This window comes from Magnetospirillum fulvum (assembly GCF_900108475.1).
GTDB lineage: Bacteria > Pseudomonadota > Alphaproteobacteria > Rhodospirillales > Magnetospirillaceae > Phaeospirillum > Phaeospirillum fulvum_A.
Genome location: NZ_FNWO01000002.1, coordinates 345,434 through 363,814, shown reverse-complemented (window position 1 = coordinate 363,814; position 18,381 = coordinate 345,434). Strand labels below are relative to the sequence as shown.

12 protein-coding genes and 2 pseudogenes are annotated in these 18,381 nt (G+C 65.0%); 12 read left to right on the top strand and 2 right to left on the bottom strand.

Annotated features, from left to right (window positions below):
* Positions 1-7: 7 nt before the first annotated feature.
* The 11 genes and pseudogenes from hisC to BLW40_RS03875 all read left to right on the top strand — a co-directional run bounded on the left by hisC (position 8) and on the right by BLW40_RS03875 (position 16,196).
* Complete coding sequence (gene hisC, locus BLW40_RS03925; RefSeq protein ID WP_170834518.1) at positions 8-1,117, top strand: histidinol-phosphate transaminase; 1,110 nt, start codon at positions 8-10, stop codon at positions 1,115-1,117.
* Entirely contained in the window at positions 1,114-2,001 is an 888-nt protein-coding gene (locus BLW40_RS03920; RefSeq protein ID WP_074765709.1) for a prephenate/arogenate dehydrogenase family protein, read from the top strand. The genes hisC and BLW40_RS03920 overlap by 4 nt, the downstream gene beginning before the upstream one ends.
* 63 nt (positions 2,002-2,064) lie before the next feature.
* A complete protein-coding gene (gene ligA / locus BLW40_RS03915; protein WP_074765707.1) occupies positions 2,065-4,221 on the top strand; it encodes an NAD-dependent DNA ligase LigA in 2,157 nt (718 codons plus the stop codon).
* The gene (zapE, locus tag BLW40_RS03910) at positions 4,218-5,381 is read left to right on the top strand and encodes a cell division protein ZapE (protein WP_074765704.1); all 1,164 of its coding nucleotides are present in this window, start codon (positions 4,218-4,220) and stop codon (positions 5,379-5,381) included. The genes ligA and zapE overlap by 4 nt, the downstream gene beginning before the upstream one ends.
* A gap of 232 nt (positions 5,382-5,613) precedes the next feature.
* Entirely contained in the window at positions 5,614-6,573 is a 960-nt protein-coding gene (gene mdh, locus BLW40_RS03905) for a malate dehydrogenase (protein ID WP_074765702.1), read from the top strand.
* A gap of 15 nt (positions 6,574-6,588) precedes the next feature.
* Positions 6,589-7,794 (top strand): annotated as a pseudogene (sucC, locus tag BLW40_RS03900) (ADP-forming succinate--CoA ligase subunit beta); the annotation flags it as partial.
* A 2-nt stretch (positions 7,795-7,796) separates the two neighbouring features.
* Positions 7,797-8,672 (top strand): succinate--CoA ligase subunit alpha, encoded by an 876-nt coding sequence (gene sucD, locus BLW40_RS03895; protein ID WP_074765698.1) that lies wholly within the window; start codon positions 7,797-7,799, stop codon positions 8,670-8,672.
* A gap of 156 nt (positions 8,673-8,828) precedes the next feature.
* The gene (locus BLW40_RS03890) at positions 8,829-11,777 is read left to right on the top strand and encodes a 2-oxoglutarate dehydrogenase E1 component (protein ID WP_074765696.1); all 2,949 of its coding nucleotides are present in this window, start codon (positions 8,829-8,831) and stop codon (positions 11,775-11,777) included.
* Between the two features lie 36 nt (positions 11,778-11,813).
* On the top strand, positions 11,814-13,001 hold the full coding sequence (odhB, locus tag BLW40_RS03885; RefSeq protein ID WP_074765694.1) for a 2-oxoglutarate dehydrogenase complex dihydrolipoyllysine-residue succinyltransferase: 1,188 nt from the start codon (positions 11,814-11,816) through the stop codon (positions 12,999-13,001).
* A gap of 5 nt (positions 13,002-13,006) precedes the next feature.
* Entirely contained in the window at positions 13,007-14,416 is a 1,410-nt protein-coding gene (gene lpdA / locus BLW40_RS03880) for a dihydrolipoyl dehydrogenase (protein WP_074765692.1), read from the top strand.
* 406 nt (positions 14,417-14,822) lie between these two features.
* Positions 14,823-16,196 (top strand): DNA recombination protein RmuC, encoded by a 1,374-nt coding sequence (locus BLW40_RS03875; protein WP_074765690.1) that lies wholly within the window; start codon positions 14,823-14,825, stop codon positions 16,194-16,196.
* A gap of 40 nt (positions 16,197-16,236) precedes the next feature.
* Here the strand turns inward: BLW40_RS03875 and BLW40_RS17865 are convergent.
* Positions 16,237-16,557: pseudogene (locus BLW40_RS17865) on the bottom strand (integrase core domain-containing protein); the annotation flags it as partial.
* On the opposite strand from BLW40_RS17865, the gene BLW40_RS17310 reads away from it, so the two are divergent.
* Positions 16,550-16,858: a hypothetical protein gene (locus tag BLW40_RS17310; protein WP_139305479.1), complete on the top strand. Its 309-nt coding sequence runs from the start codon at positions 16,550-16,552 to the stop codon at positions 16,856-16,858. The pseudogene BLW40_RS17865 and the gene BLW40_RS17310 overlap by 8 nt on opposite strands.
* Before the next feature lie 72 nt (positions 16,859-16,930).
* Here the strand turns inward: BLW40_RS17310 and glgC are convergent, their stop codons facing one another.
* The gene (glgC, locus tag BLW40_RS03865; RefSeq protein ID WP_074765829.1) at positions 16,931-18,214 is read right to left on the bottom strand and encodes a glucose-1-phosphate adenylyltransferase; all 1,284 of its coding nucleotides are present in this window, start codon (positions 18,212-18,214) and stop codon (positions 16,931-16,933) included.
* Positions 18,215-18,381 lie beyond the last annotated feature (167 nt).

Sequence of the window (18,381 nt, the reverse complement as noted above, 5' to 3'; positions counted from 1 at the left end):
AGGAGTTATGCCCGTGTCCGCTCCCGCGCCCCGTCCCGGCATCATGGATATCCGTCCTTATGTCGGTGGCGAATCCGCCCTTCAGGGCGTTAGCCGCGTCATCAAATTGTCCTCGAACGAGGGTGCCCTGGGGCCGAGCCCCAAGGCGATGGAGGCGCTCGCGGCGCTGGCTCCCGACATCCACCGTTATCCCGATGGCGGTGCCGAGGAATTGCGGGCCGCGATTGCCGCCCGCTTCGGCTTCAAGGCCGAGCAGATCGTCTGCGGTGCCGGGTCGGACGAGTTGCTGGGCCTGCTGTGCCGCGCCTATGCCGGTCCGGGCGACGAAGTGGTGTATTCGGCTCACGGCTTCCTGATGTACGCGATCGCCGCGAAAAGCTGTGGCGCGACCCCGGTCGCCGCGCCGGAAATCGACCTGACCGCCAGTGTCGATAACCTGCTGGCGGCGGTGACGCCGCGCACCAAGATCGTGTTCCTGGCCAATCCCAACAACCCGACCGGCACCTATCTGCCGAAGTCCGAGGTGGCCCGGCTGCGCGCCGGCCTGCCCGACGAGGTGTTGCTGGTGATCGACGCCGCCTATGCCGAGTTCGTCTCGGAGCAGGATTATTCCTGCGGCAAGGAAGTCGTCGATGCGGGCGACAACACCGTGGTCTGCCGCACCTTCTCGAAGATTTACGCGCTGGGCGGCCTGCGTCTGGGCTGGGCCTATTGCTCGCCCACGATCGCGGGTGTGCTGAACCGGGTGCGTGGGCCGTTCAACGTCTCGTCGGCGGCGCTGGTTGCCGGTCTGGCCGCCTTCAACGACACCGAGCACTATGCCCGCGCCAAGTCGCACAACGAATCGTGGCGCGCCTGGCTGACCGAGAAACTGACCGCGCTGGGTCTGACCGTGGTGCCCAGCGTCGCCAACTTCCTGCTGGTCCGCTTCCCGCAGGAGGCCGGGCGCGATGCGAGCGCCGCCGATGCCTATCTGCGCGGCAAAGGCATCATCGTGCGCGGCATGGTCGGCTATGGTCTGGGCGATAGTCTGCGGATCACCATCGGCAATGCTGAGGAAACCGAGGCGGTGGCCGAGACCCTGGCCGCGTTCTTTGCCGACGGACCGGCGGGATGACCGACGAGCCGTCCTTCGACACCGTCTGTCTGGTCGGGATCGGGCACATCTGCGCCTCGCTGGCGCTGGCGTTGCGCGGCAACGGTCTGGCCCGGCGGCTGGTGGCGTTGGAGATCGACCCCGACGCTCGCCGCGTCGCCCTGGAAATGGGGCTGGTTGACGAGGCCACCGACGATCCCGCCCGGGCGATCCCCGGCGCGGGGCTGGTGGTGGTCGGCGTGCCGGTCGGCGCGATGGACGCGGTCGGTGCCGCGATCGGGCCGCATCTGACCGCAGGCACGATCGTCACCGATACCGGCTCGGTCAAGCAGGCGGTGGTGCGCGACCTGGGGCCGCATATTCCCGACGGGGTGCATTTCATCCCCGGCCACCCGATCGCGGGCACCGAGCATTCCGGGCCGGGGAGCGCCGTCGCCGGTCTGTTCGTCGGGCGCTGGCAGATTCTGACTCCGGTGCCCGGCACTGACGAGGCGGCGCTGGAGCGTCTGGCCGACATGTGGCGGCGGATCGGCTCGGACGTCGAGATCATGGACCCGCAGCATCACGACAAGGTGCTGGCGATCACCTCGCATCTGCCGCATTTGATCGCCTATACCATCGTCGGCACCGCCAGCGATCTCGAAGGCCACCTTCAGCACGAAGTGATCAAGTTCTCGGCCTCGGGCTTTCGCGATTTCACCCGTATCGCCGCTTCCGACCCGGTGATGTGGCGCGACGTCTTCCTCAGCAACCGCGAGGCGGTGCTGGAGGTGATTCAGCGCTTCACCGAGGATCTGACCGCGTTGCAGCGGGCGATCCGCTGGGGCGAGGGCGACATTCTGCAACAAAAATTCACCGAGACCCGCGCGATCCGCCGGGCCATCATCGATGCCCGTCAGGCGTGAGGGCGGCGCGGGCCGCCAGCCGCCGGGGGGGTCCCATCCTTACGCAACGTGAAGCGCACTGGCATGACTGGCACCGATCTTAATCTCGATACCCTGACCCCGCTTGAAGCGGCGAGCGAACTGGAGCGGCTGGCCCGCGAGATCGCCCGTCATGACAACGCCTATCACGTTCTGGCGTCGCCGCTGATTGATGACGGCGCGTATGACGCCCTGGTTCGGCGCAACGCCCGGATCGAGGCCCGCTTTCCCGACCTGATCCGCGCCGACAGCCCGTCGCGCCGGGTCGGCGCGCGGGCGGCCGAGGGCTTTGGCAAGGTGGTGCACCGCACCCCGATGCTGTCGCTCGACAACGCTTTTTCCGAAGCCGACGTGACCGAATTCGTCCAGAAGGTCCGCCGCTTCCTCGGGCTGGCTGCCGACGACGCGCTGAGCTTTGTCGCCGAGCCGAAGATCGACGGACTGTCGATCAATCTGCGCTACGAGAACGGACGGCTGGTCCAGGCAGCGACCCGAGGCGACGGCGCCGAAGGCGAGGACGTGACCGCCAACATCCTGACCCTGGACGACGAAGAACTGCCGCGCGAGTTGCCCGACGACGCCCCCGCCTCGATCGAAATCCGGGGCGAAATCTATATGGCCAAGGCCGATTTCCTCGACCTCAACCGCCGCCAGGACGAGGCGGGCGACAAGCCGTTTGCCAATCCGCGCAACGCCGCCGCCGGATCGCTGCGCCAGCTCGATCCCACAGTGACGGCGGAACGGCGGCTCAGCCTGTTCGCCTATGCCGTCGGCGAGGTGTCCGAACCGTTCGCCTCCAGCCATTGGGAAGTGCTGACCCAATTGAAGGATTGGGGCTTCAAGGTCAATCCGCTGGTGCGCCCGTGCGGATCGGTCGCCGAACTGATCGCCTTTTTCCAGGTGCTGGCCGAACACCGCTCCAAGCTGGACTACGAGATCGACGGTGTCGTCTATAAGGTTGACGATATCGACCTGCAACGCCGCTTAGGGATGGTCAGCCGCTCGCCGCGCTGGGCGATTGCCCACAAATTCCCCGCCGAGCAGGCCACCACCCGGCTGGAGCGGATCGAGATTCAGGTCGGTCGTACCGGGGCGCTGACTCCGGTGGCGATCCTGGCCCCGGTGACGGTCGGCGGCGTCGTCGTCTCCCGCGCCACGCTCCACAACGAAGATGAGGTCGCGCGCAAGGGCGTCCGCGTCGGCGACATGGTGATCATCCAGCGCGCCGGTGACGTGATCCCCCAAGTGGTCGGCGTGATCGAGGGATTGCGGCCCGAAGGAACCGAAGCGTTCGTCTTCCCCACGGTCTGCCCGGTCTGCGGCTCCCATGCCGAGCGGCCCGAGGGGGAGGTGGTGCGCCGCTGCGTCGGCGGGCTGACCTGCGAGGCCCAGGCCAAGGAGCGTCTGCGCCACTTTGCCGCCCGTACCGCCTTCGACATCGAAGGGCTGGGCGAAAAGAACGTCGAGTTTCTGTGGGATCGCGGTCTGGTCCGCCAGCCCGCCGACATCTTCCGGCTGGAAGCGACCGATAGCGCGTCGCTGACCCGGATCGAGAATTTCGACGGCTGGGGCAAGAAATCGGCCGACAAGCTGTTTGCCTCGATCCGTGGCCGCGCCCGGATCGGGCTGGAACGCTTTATCTTCGCGCTCGGCATCCGCCAGATCGGCGAGGCCACCGCGCGGCGTCTCGCCCGCCATTACGGTACGCTGGAGGCATGGCGGGCGGCGATGGTCCAGGTCGGCCAAGGCGACGAGGAAGCCCGTGCCGAACTGACCTCGGTCGAGGATATCGGCCCGTCGGTGGCCAAGGATCTCGCCGATTTCTTCGCCGAGGCCCACAATCTGGCGGTTCTGGACGATTTGATCGCGGCGATGATCGCGCTGGGCGGCGGGATCGACCCCGCCCGCAAGATCGAGGCGGCGGATTCGCCGCTGTCGGGGCGGACCCTGGTGTTTACCGGCACCTTGACCCGGATGACCCGCGACGAGGCCAAGGCCCGCGCCGAAACGATGGGGGCCAAGGTGGTGGGACGGGTGACCCGCAAGACCGATTTCGTCGTTGTCGGCGCCGATGCCGGATCGAAGGCCACCGCCGCCCGCGATCTCGGTCTGGCGCTGTTGTCCGAGGATGAGTGGCTGGCTCTGTGCGGAGCAAACGGCTCCGCCCCGTCCGGCCGCCCGGACCCCGTTTCGGACGCATGAGCGGCGGTCCGCTCTCCGCTTATCGCGAGCGGGTGGCCGCGGGCGCGATCAAACCCGACATCGCCCAGGAAGTCGCGATCGAGAAGCTGCACGAGCTTCACCTCGCTCTGACCGGCTATCGCCCGGCCTTGGCCGGGACCGGCTGGCTGGCCCGGTTCGGGTTGCGGCGGGGGCGTTCGCTGCTGGGGGGCGACCGCTCCCGGCCCTATCAGGGCATCTATATCTTCGGCGAGGTCGGGCGCGGCAAGTCGATGCTGATGGACCTGTTCTTCGAAACGGCAACGATTCCCGGCAAGAAGCGGGTCCATTTCCACGAATTCATGCGTGATCTCCATGTCGAGATTCACCGCTGGCGTCAGGCGGCCAGCCGTCGCGACGCCGACCCGATCCCCAAGCTGGCCCGCGCCATCGCCGCCGAGGCGTGGCTGTTGTGCCTGGACGAATTGCAGGTCACCGACATCGGCGACGCGATGATCGTCGGGCGACTGTTCCAATGCATGCTCGACGAGGGCGTGGTGATGGTGATCACCTCGAACCGGCCGCCGTCGGACCTGTACAAGGACGGCTTGCAGCGCGACCGTTTCCTGCCCTTCATCGCCCTGATCGAGCAGCGCTTTGAAATCCTTGAGCTGAAATCCGAGCGCGATTACCGGTTGGGGCGCAAGCGCGGGCTGCGGGTGTTCCACTCGCCCAATGACGAAGCCGCCGAATCCGCGCTGGAACTGGCCTTCGCCCGCCTGACCGAAGGCGTTACCGCCGTCCCCCACAGCTTTGAAGTCAACGGCCACCCGGTGCGGGTGCCGCTGGCGGCGGTGGGCGTCGCCCGCTTTTCCTTCTCCCAATTGTGCGGAACCGCGTTGGGGCCGTCGGATTATCTGGCCCTGGCCGAGCGCTATCACACCCTGATCCTGTCCGACATCCCGATCCTGTCGCCCGCCAATGCCGACAAGGCCCGGCGCTTCGTCACCCTGGTCGATGCCCTGTACGAACGCCGCGTCACCCTGATCTGCTCGGCCGCCGCGCCGCCCGAGCATCTGTACCCGGACGGAGTCGGCGCGTTCGAGTTCCAGCGCACGGTGTCTCGCCTGATCGAGATGCAAAGCGAAAGCTGGATCGGGCGCGACGAGCGGGAAAACGCTGGACTCGGCCCCATCCTTTAGGGTGGCGAAAACCCCTCCGGGTAGGGTATATTCGAACGAGTCCAGTCATTGCGGACCGGTTTGCTGCAAGCGCGTTGGAATGAACGATATTTCGTAGGAGTTCGCCCTTCGGCAATGTCCTTGCCCTTGGGCTGAAAACGGGGTACCAAGGCCGACCGACGGTGTTTGCGGCGGCTGTTTTGCGCCCACCCGTCAGAGCAATTTGTTACCACGTTCGAGGGAATTTCCCATCATGGCTCGCAAGAAGATCGCTCTCGTAGGGTCCGGCAACATCGGCGGCACGCTCGCCCATCTGATCGGCCTGAAGGAACTGGGCGACGTCGTCCTGTTCGACGTCGTTGAGGGCGTGCCGCAGGGCAAGGGACTGGACATCCAGGAATCGACCCCGGTCGAGGGTGTTGACGTCCGCTATACCGGCGCCAACGACTATGCCGCGATCAAGGGCGCCGACGTGGTGATCGTCACCGCCGGTGTCGCGCGCAAGCCGGGGATGAGCCGCGACGATCTGGTCGGCATCAACCTCAAGGTGATGAAGGCCGTCGGCGAAGGCATCCGCGCCAACTGCCCCGACGCGTTCGTGATCTGCATCACCAATCCGCTCGACGTGATGGTGTGGGCGTTGCAGCACTTCTCGGGCGTGCCCGCCAACCGCATCGTCGGCATGGCCGGCGTGCTGGATTCGGCCCGCTTCCGCACCTTCCTCGCCGAAGAATTCAACGTCTCGGTCGAAGACGTCACCGCCTTCGTGCTGGGTGGCCATGGCGACACGATGGTGCCGCTGGTGCGCTACTCCACCGTTGCCGGTATCCCGCTGCCTGACCTCGTCAAGATGGGCTGGACCACCCAGGAGCGTCTCGACGCGATCGTTCAGCGCACCCGTGATGGCGGTGCCGAGATCGTCAATCTGCTGAAGACCGGTTCGGCCTTCTATGCCCCGGCTGCGTCGGCGGTGGCGATGGCCGAATCCTATCTGAAGGACAAGAAGCGGGTGATGCCCGTCGCGACCTTGGTCAAGGGCGGCACCTACGGTCAGCCCGACGACGTGTTCGTCGGCGTCCCGGTGGTGCTGGGCGAAGGCGGCGTCGAGCGGGTGGTCGAGATCAATCTCGATGCCGCCGAACAGGCTGCCTTCAATAAGTCCGCCGACGCCGTGCGGGGACTGGTCACGGTCGCCAAAGGCCTGATCGGCTAAAAAAAACACAGGGAGCAAACACGAATGAATATCCACGAGTACCAAGCCAAGCAATTGCTGGCCCGGTACGGCGTCGCCGTGCTGAAGGGGGGGGTGGCTTACACCCCCGCCGAGGCCGGTCAGGTCGCCGAAGCCCTGGGCGGCCCGGTCTGGGTCGTCAAGGCGCAGATTCATGCGGGCGGTCGCGGTAAGGGCCACTTCCTGGGCGACAGCTCGGGCAAGGGCGGCGTCCGCGTCGTCAAGTCGATCAAAGAGGTCGAAGAGACCGTCAACGCGATCATGGGCAAGGTGCTGGTCACCGCCCAGACCGGCCCGGCCGGTCGCGAGGTCAAGCGCGTCTATGTCGAGCAGGGCTGCGACATCAAGCGCGAACTGTATCTCGGCATGCTGATCGACCGTGCCACCTCGCGCATCACCATCATGGCCTCGACCGAGGGCGGCATGGAGATCGAAGAGGTTGCCGCTCATCACCCGGAAAAGATCACCAAGGTCGCGATCGACCCGGTCCAGGGCTTCCAGGCCTATCACGGCCGTCAGATCGCTTTCAGCCTGGGTCTTGAAGGCAAGCAGGTCAATTCGGCGGTCAAGTTCATCGGTGCGCTGTACAAGGCGTTCGTCGATCTCGACATGTCGATCGCCGAGATCAACCCGCTGGTCGTCTCGGGCGACGGCGACGTGATCGCGCTCGACGCCAAGATCAATTTCGACGACAACGCCCTGTTCCGTCACAAGGAAGTCGAAGAGCTGCGTGACGAGGCCGAGGAAGATCCGGCCGAACTCGAAGCGGCCCGTCATTCGCTCAATTACATCAAGCTCGATGGCTCGATTGGCTGCATGGTCAACGGCGCCGGTCTGGCGATGGCGACAATGGACATCATCAAGCTGTATGGCGGCTCGCCCGCCAACTTCCTTGATGTCGGCGGCGGGGCGACCAAGGAGCGCGTCACCACCGCGTTCAAGCTGATCCTGTCCGATCCCAACGTCGAAGGCATTCTGGTCAACATCTTCGGCGGCATCATGCGCTGCGACGTCATCGCCGAGGGCGTCATCGCCGCCGCGCGCGAAGTCAGCCTGAATGTCCCGCTGGTGGTTCGTCTCGAAGGCACCAACGTCGAACTGGGCAAGAAGATCATGGCCCAGAGCGGCCTGCCCATCATTGCCGCCGACAATCTGGCGGATGCCGCCGAAAAGGTGGTTAAGGCCGTGAAGGAGGCTGCGTAATCATGGCCGTTCTCGTTAATTCCGAGACCAAGGTGATCTGCCAGGGCTTTACCGGCGCTCAGGGCACCTTCCATTCCGAGCAGGCGATTGCCTACGGCACCAAGATGGTCGGCGGCGTCACCCCGGGTAAGGGCGGCACCTCGCACCTCGACCTGCCGGTGTTCAACACCGTCGCCGAGGCCAAGGCCCGCACCGGCTGCAACGCGACCGTGATCTATGTCCCGCCGCCGTTCGCCGCCGACGCCATCCTTGAGGCGATCGACGCCGAGATCGAGCTGGCCGTCTGCATCACCGAAGGCATTCCGGTCGCCGACATGCTGGCGGTCAAGCGCGCCCTGGTCGGCTCGAAGACCCGACTGATCGGGCCGAATTGCCCCGGCGTCATCACGCCTGGCGAGTGCAAGATCGGCATCATGCCCGGTCACATCCACCGCCGCGGCAAGGTCGGTATCGTGTCGCGTTCCGGCACCCTGACCTATGAAGCGGTGGCGCAGACCACCGCTGCCGGTCTGGGCCAGACCACCTGCATCGGCATCGGTGGTGATCCGATCAACGGGACCAACTTCGTCGATAGCCTGGAAATGTTCCTGGACGATCCCGAGACCGAGGCGATCATCATGATCGGCGAAATCGGCGGCGACGCCGAGGTTCGGGGTGCCGAGCTGCTGCGCGATTCGAAGATCAAGAAGCCGACCGTCGGCTTCATCGCCGGTCGGACCGCGCCTCCGGGCCGTCGCATGGGCCATGCCGGTGCGGTGATCTCGGGCGGCAACGACACCGCCGACTTCAAGATCGACGCGATGCGGTCGGCCGGAATCGCCGTCGCCGAATCCCCGGCGGCGCTGGGCTCGACGATGCTGGCCCTGCTGAAGGGCTGATCCCGTTCCTCCCCGGTCCGACGACGTCGGAATGTCGGGCCGGGGGGTCCATCGGCCACGCCGATGGTTCGAGACGCAGGCCAGGGCGGCGTCCCGGCGGCGCCGCTCCGCCCAACCGTGAAAGGGGCGCGGGCGATCCCCGCGTTGATTCCCAGGATGTCCAGATCCTCCGAGGAAATGTCCTTTCTGAGCGGCGGTAACGCCGTTTTCATCGCCGAACTCTATGGCCGTTATCTTGACGATCCGGCCTCGGTTGACCCGTCCTGGGTCCGCTTCTTCCACGAATTGCACGACGATCCCGGCGCGCTGGCGGGCGATTTCAAGGGTCAGGGCGCGCTCAAGCGCGACCTCAAGGTGATCGGTGCCGCCGATCCCGACGCCCCCCCGCCCGCCAAGAAGGATGCCAAGGCCGCGTCCGCCGCTGCGGCTGCGTCGTCCGATCCGGCGGCGATCCGTCAGGCCCAGCTTGATTCGATCCGCGCCCTGATGCTGATCCGCTCCTATCGCGTTCGCGGCCATCTTCAGGCCGAGTTGGACCCGCTGGGGCTATCGACTCCCGAGCCGCATCCCGAACTCGATTACCGCACCTATGGCTTTACCGATGCCGATCTCGACCGCGAGATCTTCATCGACAACGTGCTGGGGCTCGAAACCGCCAGTCTGCGCAAGATCATGCAGGTTCTGCGCGACACCTATTGCGCGCGCATCGGTGTCGAGTTCATGCACATCCAGGACCCGGACCAGAAGGCCTGGATTCAAAAGCGCATCGAATCGATTCACAACCGCACCGACTTCACCCCGCGCGGCAAGCAGGCGATCCTGGAACGGCTGACCGAGGCGGAAGGATTCGAACGATTCCTTCAGCTCAAATATACCGGGACCAAGCGATTTGGGCTGGAAGGCGGCGAGACGGTGATCCCCGCGCTGGAGCAGATCTTAAAGCGCGGCAGCCAGCTTGGCCTCAACGACGTGGTGATGGGGATGGCCCATCGCGGCCGCCTCAACGTGCTGGCCAACTTCCTGAAGAAGCCCTATCAGGCGATTTTCTCGGAATTCCAGGGCAACGCCGCCCATCCCGAGGACGTCCAGGGCTCGGGCGACGTCAAGTACCACCTTGGCACCTCGGGCGACCGCGATTTCGATGGCAAGGTGGTCCACCTGTCGCTGGTGCCCAACCCGTCGCACCTCGAGGTGGTCGGGCCGGTGGTGGTCGGCAAGGTCCGCGCCAAGCAGACTCATCGCGGCGATACCGAGCGGACCAGCGTGCTGGGGATCATCCTGCATGGCGATGCCGCCTTCGCCGGTCAGGGGATCGTACCGGAAACCTTCCTGCTGTCGCAATTGAAGGGCTATGCCACCGGCGGCACCCTCCACATCATCATCAACAACCAGATCGGCTTTACCACCGCGCCACAATATTCGCGCTCCGGCCCTTATTGCTCGGACGTCGCCAAGGGCTTCCAGGCCCCGGTGTTCCACGTCAATGCCGACGATCCCGAAGCGGTGGTGCACGTCGCCCGCATCGCGATCGAGTTCCGCCAAGAATTCAAAAGCGACGTCGTGATCGACATGCAATGCTATCGTCGCCAGGGCCATAACGAGGCGGACGAACCCGGCTTCACCCAGCCACTGATGTACCGCAAGATCGGCGGCCATCCGACGACGCGGGCGATCTATGGGGCCAAGCTGGTCGCCGAGGGGGTGATGAGCGCGGACGAGGTCGAGGCCCTCTACGCCGATTTCCAGGCGTTGCTGGAGCGCGAGTTCCAGGCCTCGAAATCGTTCAAGGTCAACAAGGCCGACTGGCTTGAGGGCAAATGGCAGGGCATTGTCCAACTTGCCGACGAAGAGGAATTCCGCGAGGAAAAGACCGGGGTTCCGATCGATCTGCTGCGCGAGGTCGGCGAGGGGCTGGCCCGGGTGCCGGACGGCTTTGCCGTCAACCGCAAGGTGCTGCGCCAGCTTGAGGCCAAGCGCGAGATGATCGCGACCGGGGCGGGCATTGATTGGGCCACCGCCGAGGCGCTAGCGTTCGGGACTCTGCTGGTCGAGGGCAATCCGGTGCGGCTGTCCGGCCAGGATTGCGGACGCGGCACCTTCTCGCAGCGTCATTGTCGTCTGGTCGATCAGGAGACCGAGTCCCGGATCGAGCCGCTCAACCATCTGCGCGCCGAACAGGCCCGGTTCGAAGTGATCGACAGCCCGCTGTCGGAAGAGGCGGTGCTGGCGTTCGAATACGGCTATTCCCAGGTCGAGCCGAATTCGCTGGTGATGTGGGAAGGCCAGTTCGGCGATTTCGCCAACGGTGCCCAGGTCATCATCGACCAGTTCATCACCTCGGGCGAGTCGAAGTGGCTCAGAATGTCCGGTCTGGTGCTGCTGCTGCCGCACGGCTATGAGGGCCAGGGTCCGGAACACAGTTCGGCACGGTGGGAACGCTATCTGCAATTGTCGGCCGAAGACAATTGGCTGGTCTGCAATGTCTCGACCCCGGCCAATTACTTCCACGCCTTGCGCCGCCAGTTGCGCCGCAATTACCGCAAGCCGCTGGTCATCATGACTCCGAAATCGCTGCTGCGGCACAAGCTGTGCGTCTCCAACCTCGACGAGTTCCAGGCCGGAACCCGGTTCTATCGGGTGCTGGCCGAAACCGGCCACCTGATCCCCGACGCCAAGGTGCGCCGGGTGCTGCTGTGCTCGGGCAAGGTCTATTACGACCTGCTGGAGGAACGGACCAAGCGCGCTCTCGACGATGTCGCGATCATCCGGGTCGAGCAGCTTTATCCCTGGCCGAAGGATGCGATCAAGCATCAGCTTGCCCGCTATCCCAACGCCGAATTGCTGTGGGTCCAGGAGGAACCGGCCAATATGGGGCCGTGGACCTTCGTCGATCGCCGCATCGAATTTATCTGCGAAGAACTCGATTTGAAGGCGAAGCGGGCGGTCTATTGCGGCCGCAAGGCGGCGGCCTCGCCCGCCAGCGGTCTCTACAAGACCCACGTCGCCGAGCAGCAAGCGATCGTCGAGAAAGCCCTGGTCGGCGATCTGGCCGATCTGTTCCAGCCGTTCCGCCGCGCCACCAAGCTGTCGCGCCTGCACGCATAGAAAATAAAAGACAATAGGATCAAGGGAAGCACCACCATGTCGACCGAAATCAAGGTTCCCACACTGGGCGAATCCGTCACCGAGGCCACCGTCGCCAAATGGTTCAAGGCGGTCGGCGACACCGTCCGCGCCGACGAATCGCTGGTCGAACTGGAAACCGACAAGGTGACCGTCGAGGTGCCGTCACCGGCCTCGGGCGTTCTGACCGAGATCATTGTCGCGACGGGTGCCACCGTCGGCGTCGGCGCGGTGCTGGGCTTGATCGGCGAGGCGGGAACCCAGCCGATCGTGCCTGCGACCAAGCCCGCCGCCGCTCCGGCTCCGGCTCCGGCGGCTCCCGCCGCTGCCGCTCCGGCCGCTCCGGCGGTGATGCCCTCGGCCAAGAAGATCGCCGCCGATGGCGGGCTCGATCCCGCCAGCCTCGACGGGACCGGCAAGGGTGGCCGGGTGACCAAGGGCGACGTGCTGTCGGCGCTGGCCGCCCCGGTTCCGGCGGCGGCTCCCGCTCCTGCCGTGACCGAAGGCCGCGAGGAACGGGTGAAGATGACCCGCTTGCGCAAGCGGATCGCCGAGCGTCTGAAGGACGCGCAGAACACTGCCGCGATGCTGACCACCTTCAACGAAGTGGACATGACCGCGCTGTTCGACCTGCGCAACCAGTACAAGGACGCGTTCGAGAAGAAGCACGGGACCAAGCTGGGCTTCATGTCCTTCTTCGTCAAAGCCTGCGTCGCCGCGCTGAAGGAATGGCCGGCGGTCAATGCCGAGATCGCGGGCGACGAACTGGTCTATAAGAAATATTACGATATCGGCGTTGCCGTCGGCACTCCCCAGGGTCTGGTGGTGCCGGTGGTGCGCGGCGCCGACCAATTGTCGTTCGCCGGGATCGAACAGACGATTGCCGGGCTGGGCAAGAAGGCCCGCGACGGCAAGCTGACGATGGCGGACCTGAGCGGCGGTACCTTCACCATCTCCAACGGCGGGGTCTATGGCTCGCTGATGAGCACGCCCATCCTCAACCCGCCGCAATCGGCGATCCTGGGGATGCACAAGGTGCAGCAGCGGCCGATGGTGATGCCGGACGGCAGCATCGTCGCCCGTCCGATGATGTATCTGGCCCTGTCCTACGATCACCGCATCATCGACGGCCGCGAAGCGGTGTCGTTCCTGGTTCGGGTCAAGGACGGGATCGAGGATCCGTCGCGTCTGCTGCTGGAGGTCTAAGTCCGATGTCCGACTCTTCTTTCGATCTCGTCGTCATCGGCGGCGGGCCGGGCGGCTATGTCGCCGCGATCCGGGCCGCCCAATTGGGATTGTCGGTCGCCATCGTCGAAAAGCGTCCGACCTTGGGCGGCACCTGCCTCAATGTCGGCTGCATTCCGTCGAAGGCGCTGCTGACCGCCTCGCACCATTACCACACCGCCGCCCACGGGCTGGGAGCCTTTGGCGTCAAGGTCGCCGGGGTCGAACTCGACCTGCCCGCGATGATGGCCCACAAGGACAAGGTCGTCGCCGACAACACCAAGGGCATCGACTTCCTGCTGAAGAAGAACAAGATCACCCGGATCCTCGGTGCCGGTTCGCTGGCCGGGAACGGTCAGGTGACGGTGACCGCGCCGGACGGGGCGGTCTCGACCGTGGCGGCGCGCGCGATCGTGCTGGCGACCGGGTCCGAAGTGACTCCGCTGCCCGGCCTTACCATCGACGAAGAGGTGTTCGTCTCCTCGACCGGGGCGCTGGCGCTGCCCCAGGTGCCGAAGCGGCTGGTGGTGATCGGCGGCGGCGTGATCGGGCTGGAACTCGGCACGGTGTGGAGCCGTCTGGGGTCCGAAGTGACGGTGGTCGAGTATCTCGACCGCATCCTGCCGTTCCACGACCTTGAAGTGTCGAAGACGATGACCCGTCTGCTCGGCCAGCAGGGGATGAGCTTCAAGCTGGCGACCAAGGTGGTCGCGGGCGAGCGCAAGGGGGCGGGCGCGGTCCTGACCCTCGAACCCGCCGCAGGCGGAGCCGCCGAAACGCTGGAGGCCGATATCGTGCTGGTGGCGATCGGTCGCCGTCCCTATGTCGAGGGATTGGGGCTGGAGACGGCGGGGGTTGACCTGACCAAGCGCGGCTTCGTCAAGATCGACGGCTCGTTCCGTACCAGCGTTCCCGGCATCTATGCGATTGGCGATGTCGTCGGCGGCGCGATGCTGGCCCACAAGGCCGAGGAAGAGGGCGTCGCCCTGGCCGAAATCCTGGCTGGTCAGCACGGTCACGTCAATTACGAGGCGATCCCTTCGGTGGTCTATACCTGGCCGGAAGTGGCCTCGGTCGGTCGCACCGAAGAGCAATTGAAGGAGGCCGGGATTGCCTACTCTGTCGGCAAATTCCCCTTCCTCGCCAACGGCCGGGCCCGGTCGATGAACGACACCGACGGCTTCGTCAAGATTCTCGCCGATGCCGCCACCGATCAGGTGCTGGGTGCCCATATCATCGGTCCCAATGCGGGCGATCTGATCGCCGAGATCGTGCTGGCGATCGAGTTCGGCGCGGCGGCCGAAGACATCGCCCGGACCTGCCACGCCCACCCCACTTTGTCCGAAACGGTCAAGGAAGCGGCGCTGGCCGCCAATGGGCGGGCGATCCACGTTTGATCCTTGGTTGGGTGGGGACAGGGAGCCGACCGCCCCTTGTCCACGCCTGACCGGACCAACGCATCGCCGATGCCGCCCTGCCCGGGTTTGACACCGGCATCCTCGCGGAGCGGGCTCGATCAGAACCTCTTGCTATTCGTGGCGTCTGGGGGAATTTGAGGGCCGGCGAGGAACCGGCAATCCGACTTGCAGTTCCTCGCCGCCCTGGTCGATTCGCACGTCGCAAGGGGGGGCTGCGGGGCGTGCGGATCGATGTGCCCGGTCCGCCAGGGGGGGTGGCGGATGAGGCGAAACCTCGGGGACGCAGGGTGGACTTTACGTCCCGTCGGTCTCTATGTAAGTAGAATAATTCTTATTTGATGCATCCGCAACACCTTTTTTAAGCCGCGCGAACGGACCTGTCGCCATGATCGTCGAAATCGCTGCCGCCATCGCCGCCGTGGCGTCGCTTGTCACCTTGGTCGCCGTATTGTGGACGGGGCGGCGCGGCGGCGAAAGCGAGCGGCTGGACTGGATCGAACGCAGCCTGCGCGAGGATTTCGCGGCGCAAGCCCGGCTGGGCCGCGAGGAAATCAGCGGACAAATCCGCGCCTTCGAGGCCGAAGCCCGTGCCGCCGCCGAACGGACCCACACCGACCTGCGTTTGCTGATCGAACAGAAGCTGGCCGAGGCGCGCACGGATCAGGCGGCGCAGGGGCGGGCATTGCGCGAAGAGGTCGCCACCGGCTTGAAGCAAGTCGGCGACGGGATGGCGGCAACCCTGCGCGAGCGGCTCGACACCGTTTCCAAAGCGGTGAGCGAGCAGACCCGCACCATTGCCGATCAGCTTGAGCGGATGCGCGGCGACAATACCGCCAAGCTCGAACAGATGCGCCAGACCGTCGATGAGAAGCTTCAGGGCACGCTGGAAAAGCGGCTGGGCGAGTCCTTCAAGCTGGTCAGCGACCGGCTGGAGCAGGTGCATAAGGGGCTGGGCGAGATGCAGACCCTGGCCAGCGGGGTCGGCGATCTGAAGCGGGTGCTGACCAACGTCAAGACTCGCGGCACCTGGGGCGAGGTCCAGTTGGGCGCGCTGCTCGACCAGATTTTCCGCCAGGACCAGTTCATGCGTGAGGCCAATTGCCGCAAGGATACGGCCGAGCGGGTCGATTACGCGATCCGCCTGCCGGGCAAGGGCGACGACGAACCCGAAGTGCTGTTGCCGATCGATTCGAAATTCCCCAACGAGGATTACGAACGGCTGCAACTCGCGGTCGAACGTGCCGATCCCGAGGCGGTCGAACAGGCCGCCCGGGCGCTGGAGACGCGGGTTAAGCAGTGCGCCCGCGAGATTCGCGATAAATACATCAATCCGCCGGTCACCACCGACTTCGCGATCCTGTTCCTGCCGACCGAGGGGCTGTATGCCGAGGTGTTGCGCCGCCCCGGCCTGATTGATCTGATCCAGCGCGATTACAAGGTCGTCGCCGCCGGTCCGACCACGCTGGGGGCGATCCTCAACGCGGTGCAGATGGGCTTTCGCACCATGGCGATTGAAAAGCGCTCGAGCGAGGTGTGGGAAATCCTGGGCGCGGTCAAGACCGAGTTCGGCAAGTATGGCGAGGTGCTGGACAAGGTGCAGAAAAAGCTTCAGGAGGCGTCAAAGACAATCGACGACGTCGCGGTCCGGAAGCGGGCGATCGACCGCCAGTTGCGCGCCGTCGAAGCCGCGCCGGAGACCGGAATCGCCGCCCTGTTGTCCTTCGACGATCCCGCCGAAGGAGAGGGCGGGGGGGCCTGATCCCTTTATTCCAAGCCTGGATTGATCAAATGACCTCAGATCAAGTGGCAGTCGGCACGGCGGCCCTGACCGGAGGGGTGTGGGACATCCGCCCACGGGTGATCGCCCAGGCGATCGAGATCACTGAACGGGTGCTCCCCCACCATTTTCGTCCCCGCTTCGCGGCGAAGGCGGCGGGAGTCTGGTATCCGAGGCCGCTGTGCGGGCGCTCCTCGTTGTAGTGGCGGCGCCACATCTCGATGATCCGGCGAGCCTCGGCCAAGCTGGAGAACCAGTTTTCGTTCAGGCATTCGTCGCGGAACTTGCCGTTGACGCTCTTGCCATAGCCGTTCTGCGTGGGTTTGCCTGGCTGGATGAGCCTAGATTTTGACGGTATCGCCTTTTGGGGCCGTCACCCCCGGGCCTGGACCCGGGGGTCGGGCTGGACCGAAAAGTCATTGGAAACATTATATTGGACGGCGCCATGGGGATGGCCGGGTCGGGAGTTTTCCCTTAACCCGGACAAACTTCCGGTCTTCGGCGACCACAGGCACAAGGCCTTGCTGGTGAATTTCCGCCGCGACACCATGCTCCATTTCTTCGAGCAGGCCGATCCCGCGACCGTCGGCATGGAAGCGTGCCCGGGGTCACAATGGCTGACACGTTATACCAAGCGGCAATGAGGTTCCCTCAATGCCGCTTGGTATCACATAACGACCGGGACCGGGAGCTTTCCCCCGCTCCCGGTGCGCCGATCAGACCTCGCCGTTCTCCATCGCCTTCAGCTTGGCGGCGGTGATCAGGGTGATCCCCTTTTCGGTGCGGTAGAAGCGGCGGGCGTCGAGCACGGGATCTTCACCGACGACCAGACCGGGCGGCACCACCACATCCTGATCGACGATGCATTTGGTGAGACGGGCGTGGCGACCGATGTCGCAGCCGGGCAGCACCACCGAATCCTCGACCAGGCAATAGGAATTGACCCGGACGTTCGAGAACAGCATCGACCGGCGCACCACCGCGCCCGAGATGATGCAGCCGCCTGCCAGCAGGGAATCGACCGCCATACCGCGCCGGTCGTCGGAATCGAACACGAACTTGGCGGGGGGCACCTGGGGCTGATCGGTCCAGATCGGCCAGGAATCGTCATAGAGGTTGAGCGACGGGGTCACCTTGGTCAGATCGACATTGGCTTCCCAATAGGCGTCGATGGTGCCGACGTCGCGCCAGTAATGCTCCTGGGCGCCCTCGTGCATCACGCAGGAATCGCTGAAATGATGGGCGACGACGTTATGGTTCTCGATCAGAGCGGGGATCAGATCCTTGCCGAAATCGTGCGAGCTTCCGGCAAAGCTGGAATCCGTCTCGAGCAGATCGAACAGCAGCGAGGCGTTGAAGATGTAGATGCCCATGCTGGCCAGGGCCAGATCGGGATGACCGGGCATCGGCGCCGGATTGGCGGGCTTTTCGTCGAAGCGGACGATACGGTTCTCGTCGTCGATCGCCATCACGCCAAAGCCCGTCGCGATCTCGCGCGGGACCGCGATGCAGGCGACCGTCACGTCGGCCTTGCTGGCAAGGTGCTGGGCCAGCATGCGACCGTAATTCATCTTATAGACGTGATCCCCGGCCAGGATCAGCACATGCTCGGGGCGGTGGGCGCGGATGATGTCGAGGTTCTGATAGACCGCGTCGGCGGTCCCGCGATACCAGTTGCCGCCCTCGGTGCGCTGCTGCGCCGGCAACAGCTCGATGAATTCGTTGAATTCGCCGCGCAGGAAGCCCCAGCCGCGCTGGATATGCTGCAACAGAGAGTGAGCCTTGTACTGCGTCAGAACGCCGATGCGGCGAATGCCCGAATTGATACAATTCGACAGCGCAAAATCGACGATACGGAACTTACCGGCAAACGGAATGGCCGGTTTTGCGTGCCAGTCGGTGAGATCCATCAGCCGGGAACCGCGCCCCCCCGCCAGAATAAGCGCCAAGGTCTTGCGTAACCTCTGATTTACTTCTAGATCAACACCTCTGTCCGACAGATCGTTCGTCAAAACATGCTCCCCTCATCGCGCCCATTGCCACCGGGAAATCCTCCCCCGGGTTGAGGCTGACCCTGCCACAAAACGCAGTGCGGCGACAACGACGCGCGAGAGAAATCTTGGTAAAACCAGCGTAAGGCCTAGCCGACATTGCCATCTGCCAAGAC

Coding starts and splice junctions, on each gene's coding strand:
- hisC (WP_170834518.1), top strand. CDS start 8: ATGCCCGTGTCCGCTCCCGCGCCCCGTCCCGGCATCATGGATATCCGT.
- BLW40_RS03920 (WP_074765709.1), top strand. CDS start 1,114: ATGACCGACGAGCCGTCCTTCGACACCGTCTGTCTGGTCGGGATCGGG.
- ligA (WP_074765707.1), top strand. CDS start 2,065: ATGACTGGCACCGATCTTAATCTCGATACCCTGACCCCGCTTGAAGCG.
- zapE (WP_074765704.1), top strand. CDS start 4,218: ATGAGCGGCGGTCCGCTCTCCGCTTATCGCGAGCGGGTGGCCGCGGGC.
- mdh (WP_074765702.1), top strand. CDS start 5,614: ATGGCTCGCAAGAAGATCGCTCTCGTAGGGTCCGGCAACATCGGCGGC.
- sucD (WP_074765698.1), top strand. CDS start 7,797: ATGGCCGTTCTCGTTAATTCCGAGACCAAGGTGATCTGCCAGGGCTTT.
- BLW40_RS03890 (WP_074765696.1), top strand. CDS start 8,829: ATGTCCAGATCCTCCGAGGAAATGTCCTTTCTGAGCGGCGGTAACGCC.
- odhB (WP_074765694.1), top strand. CDS start 11,814: ATGTCGACCGAAATCAAGGTTCCCACACTGGGCGAATCCGTCACCGAG.
- lpdA (WP_074765692.1), top strand. CDS start 13,007: ATGTCCGACTCTTCTTTCGATCTCGTCGTCATCGGCGGCGGGCCGGGC.
- BLW40_RS03875 (WP_074765690.1), top strand. CDS start 14,823: ATGATCGTCGAAATCGCTGCCGCCATCGCCGCCGTGGCGTCGCTTGTC.
- BLW40_RS17310 (WP_139305479.1), top strand. CDS start 16,550: ATGAGCCTAGATTTTGACGGTATCGCCTTTTGGGGCCGTCACCCCCGG.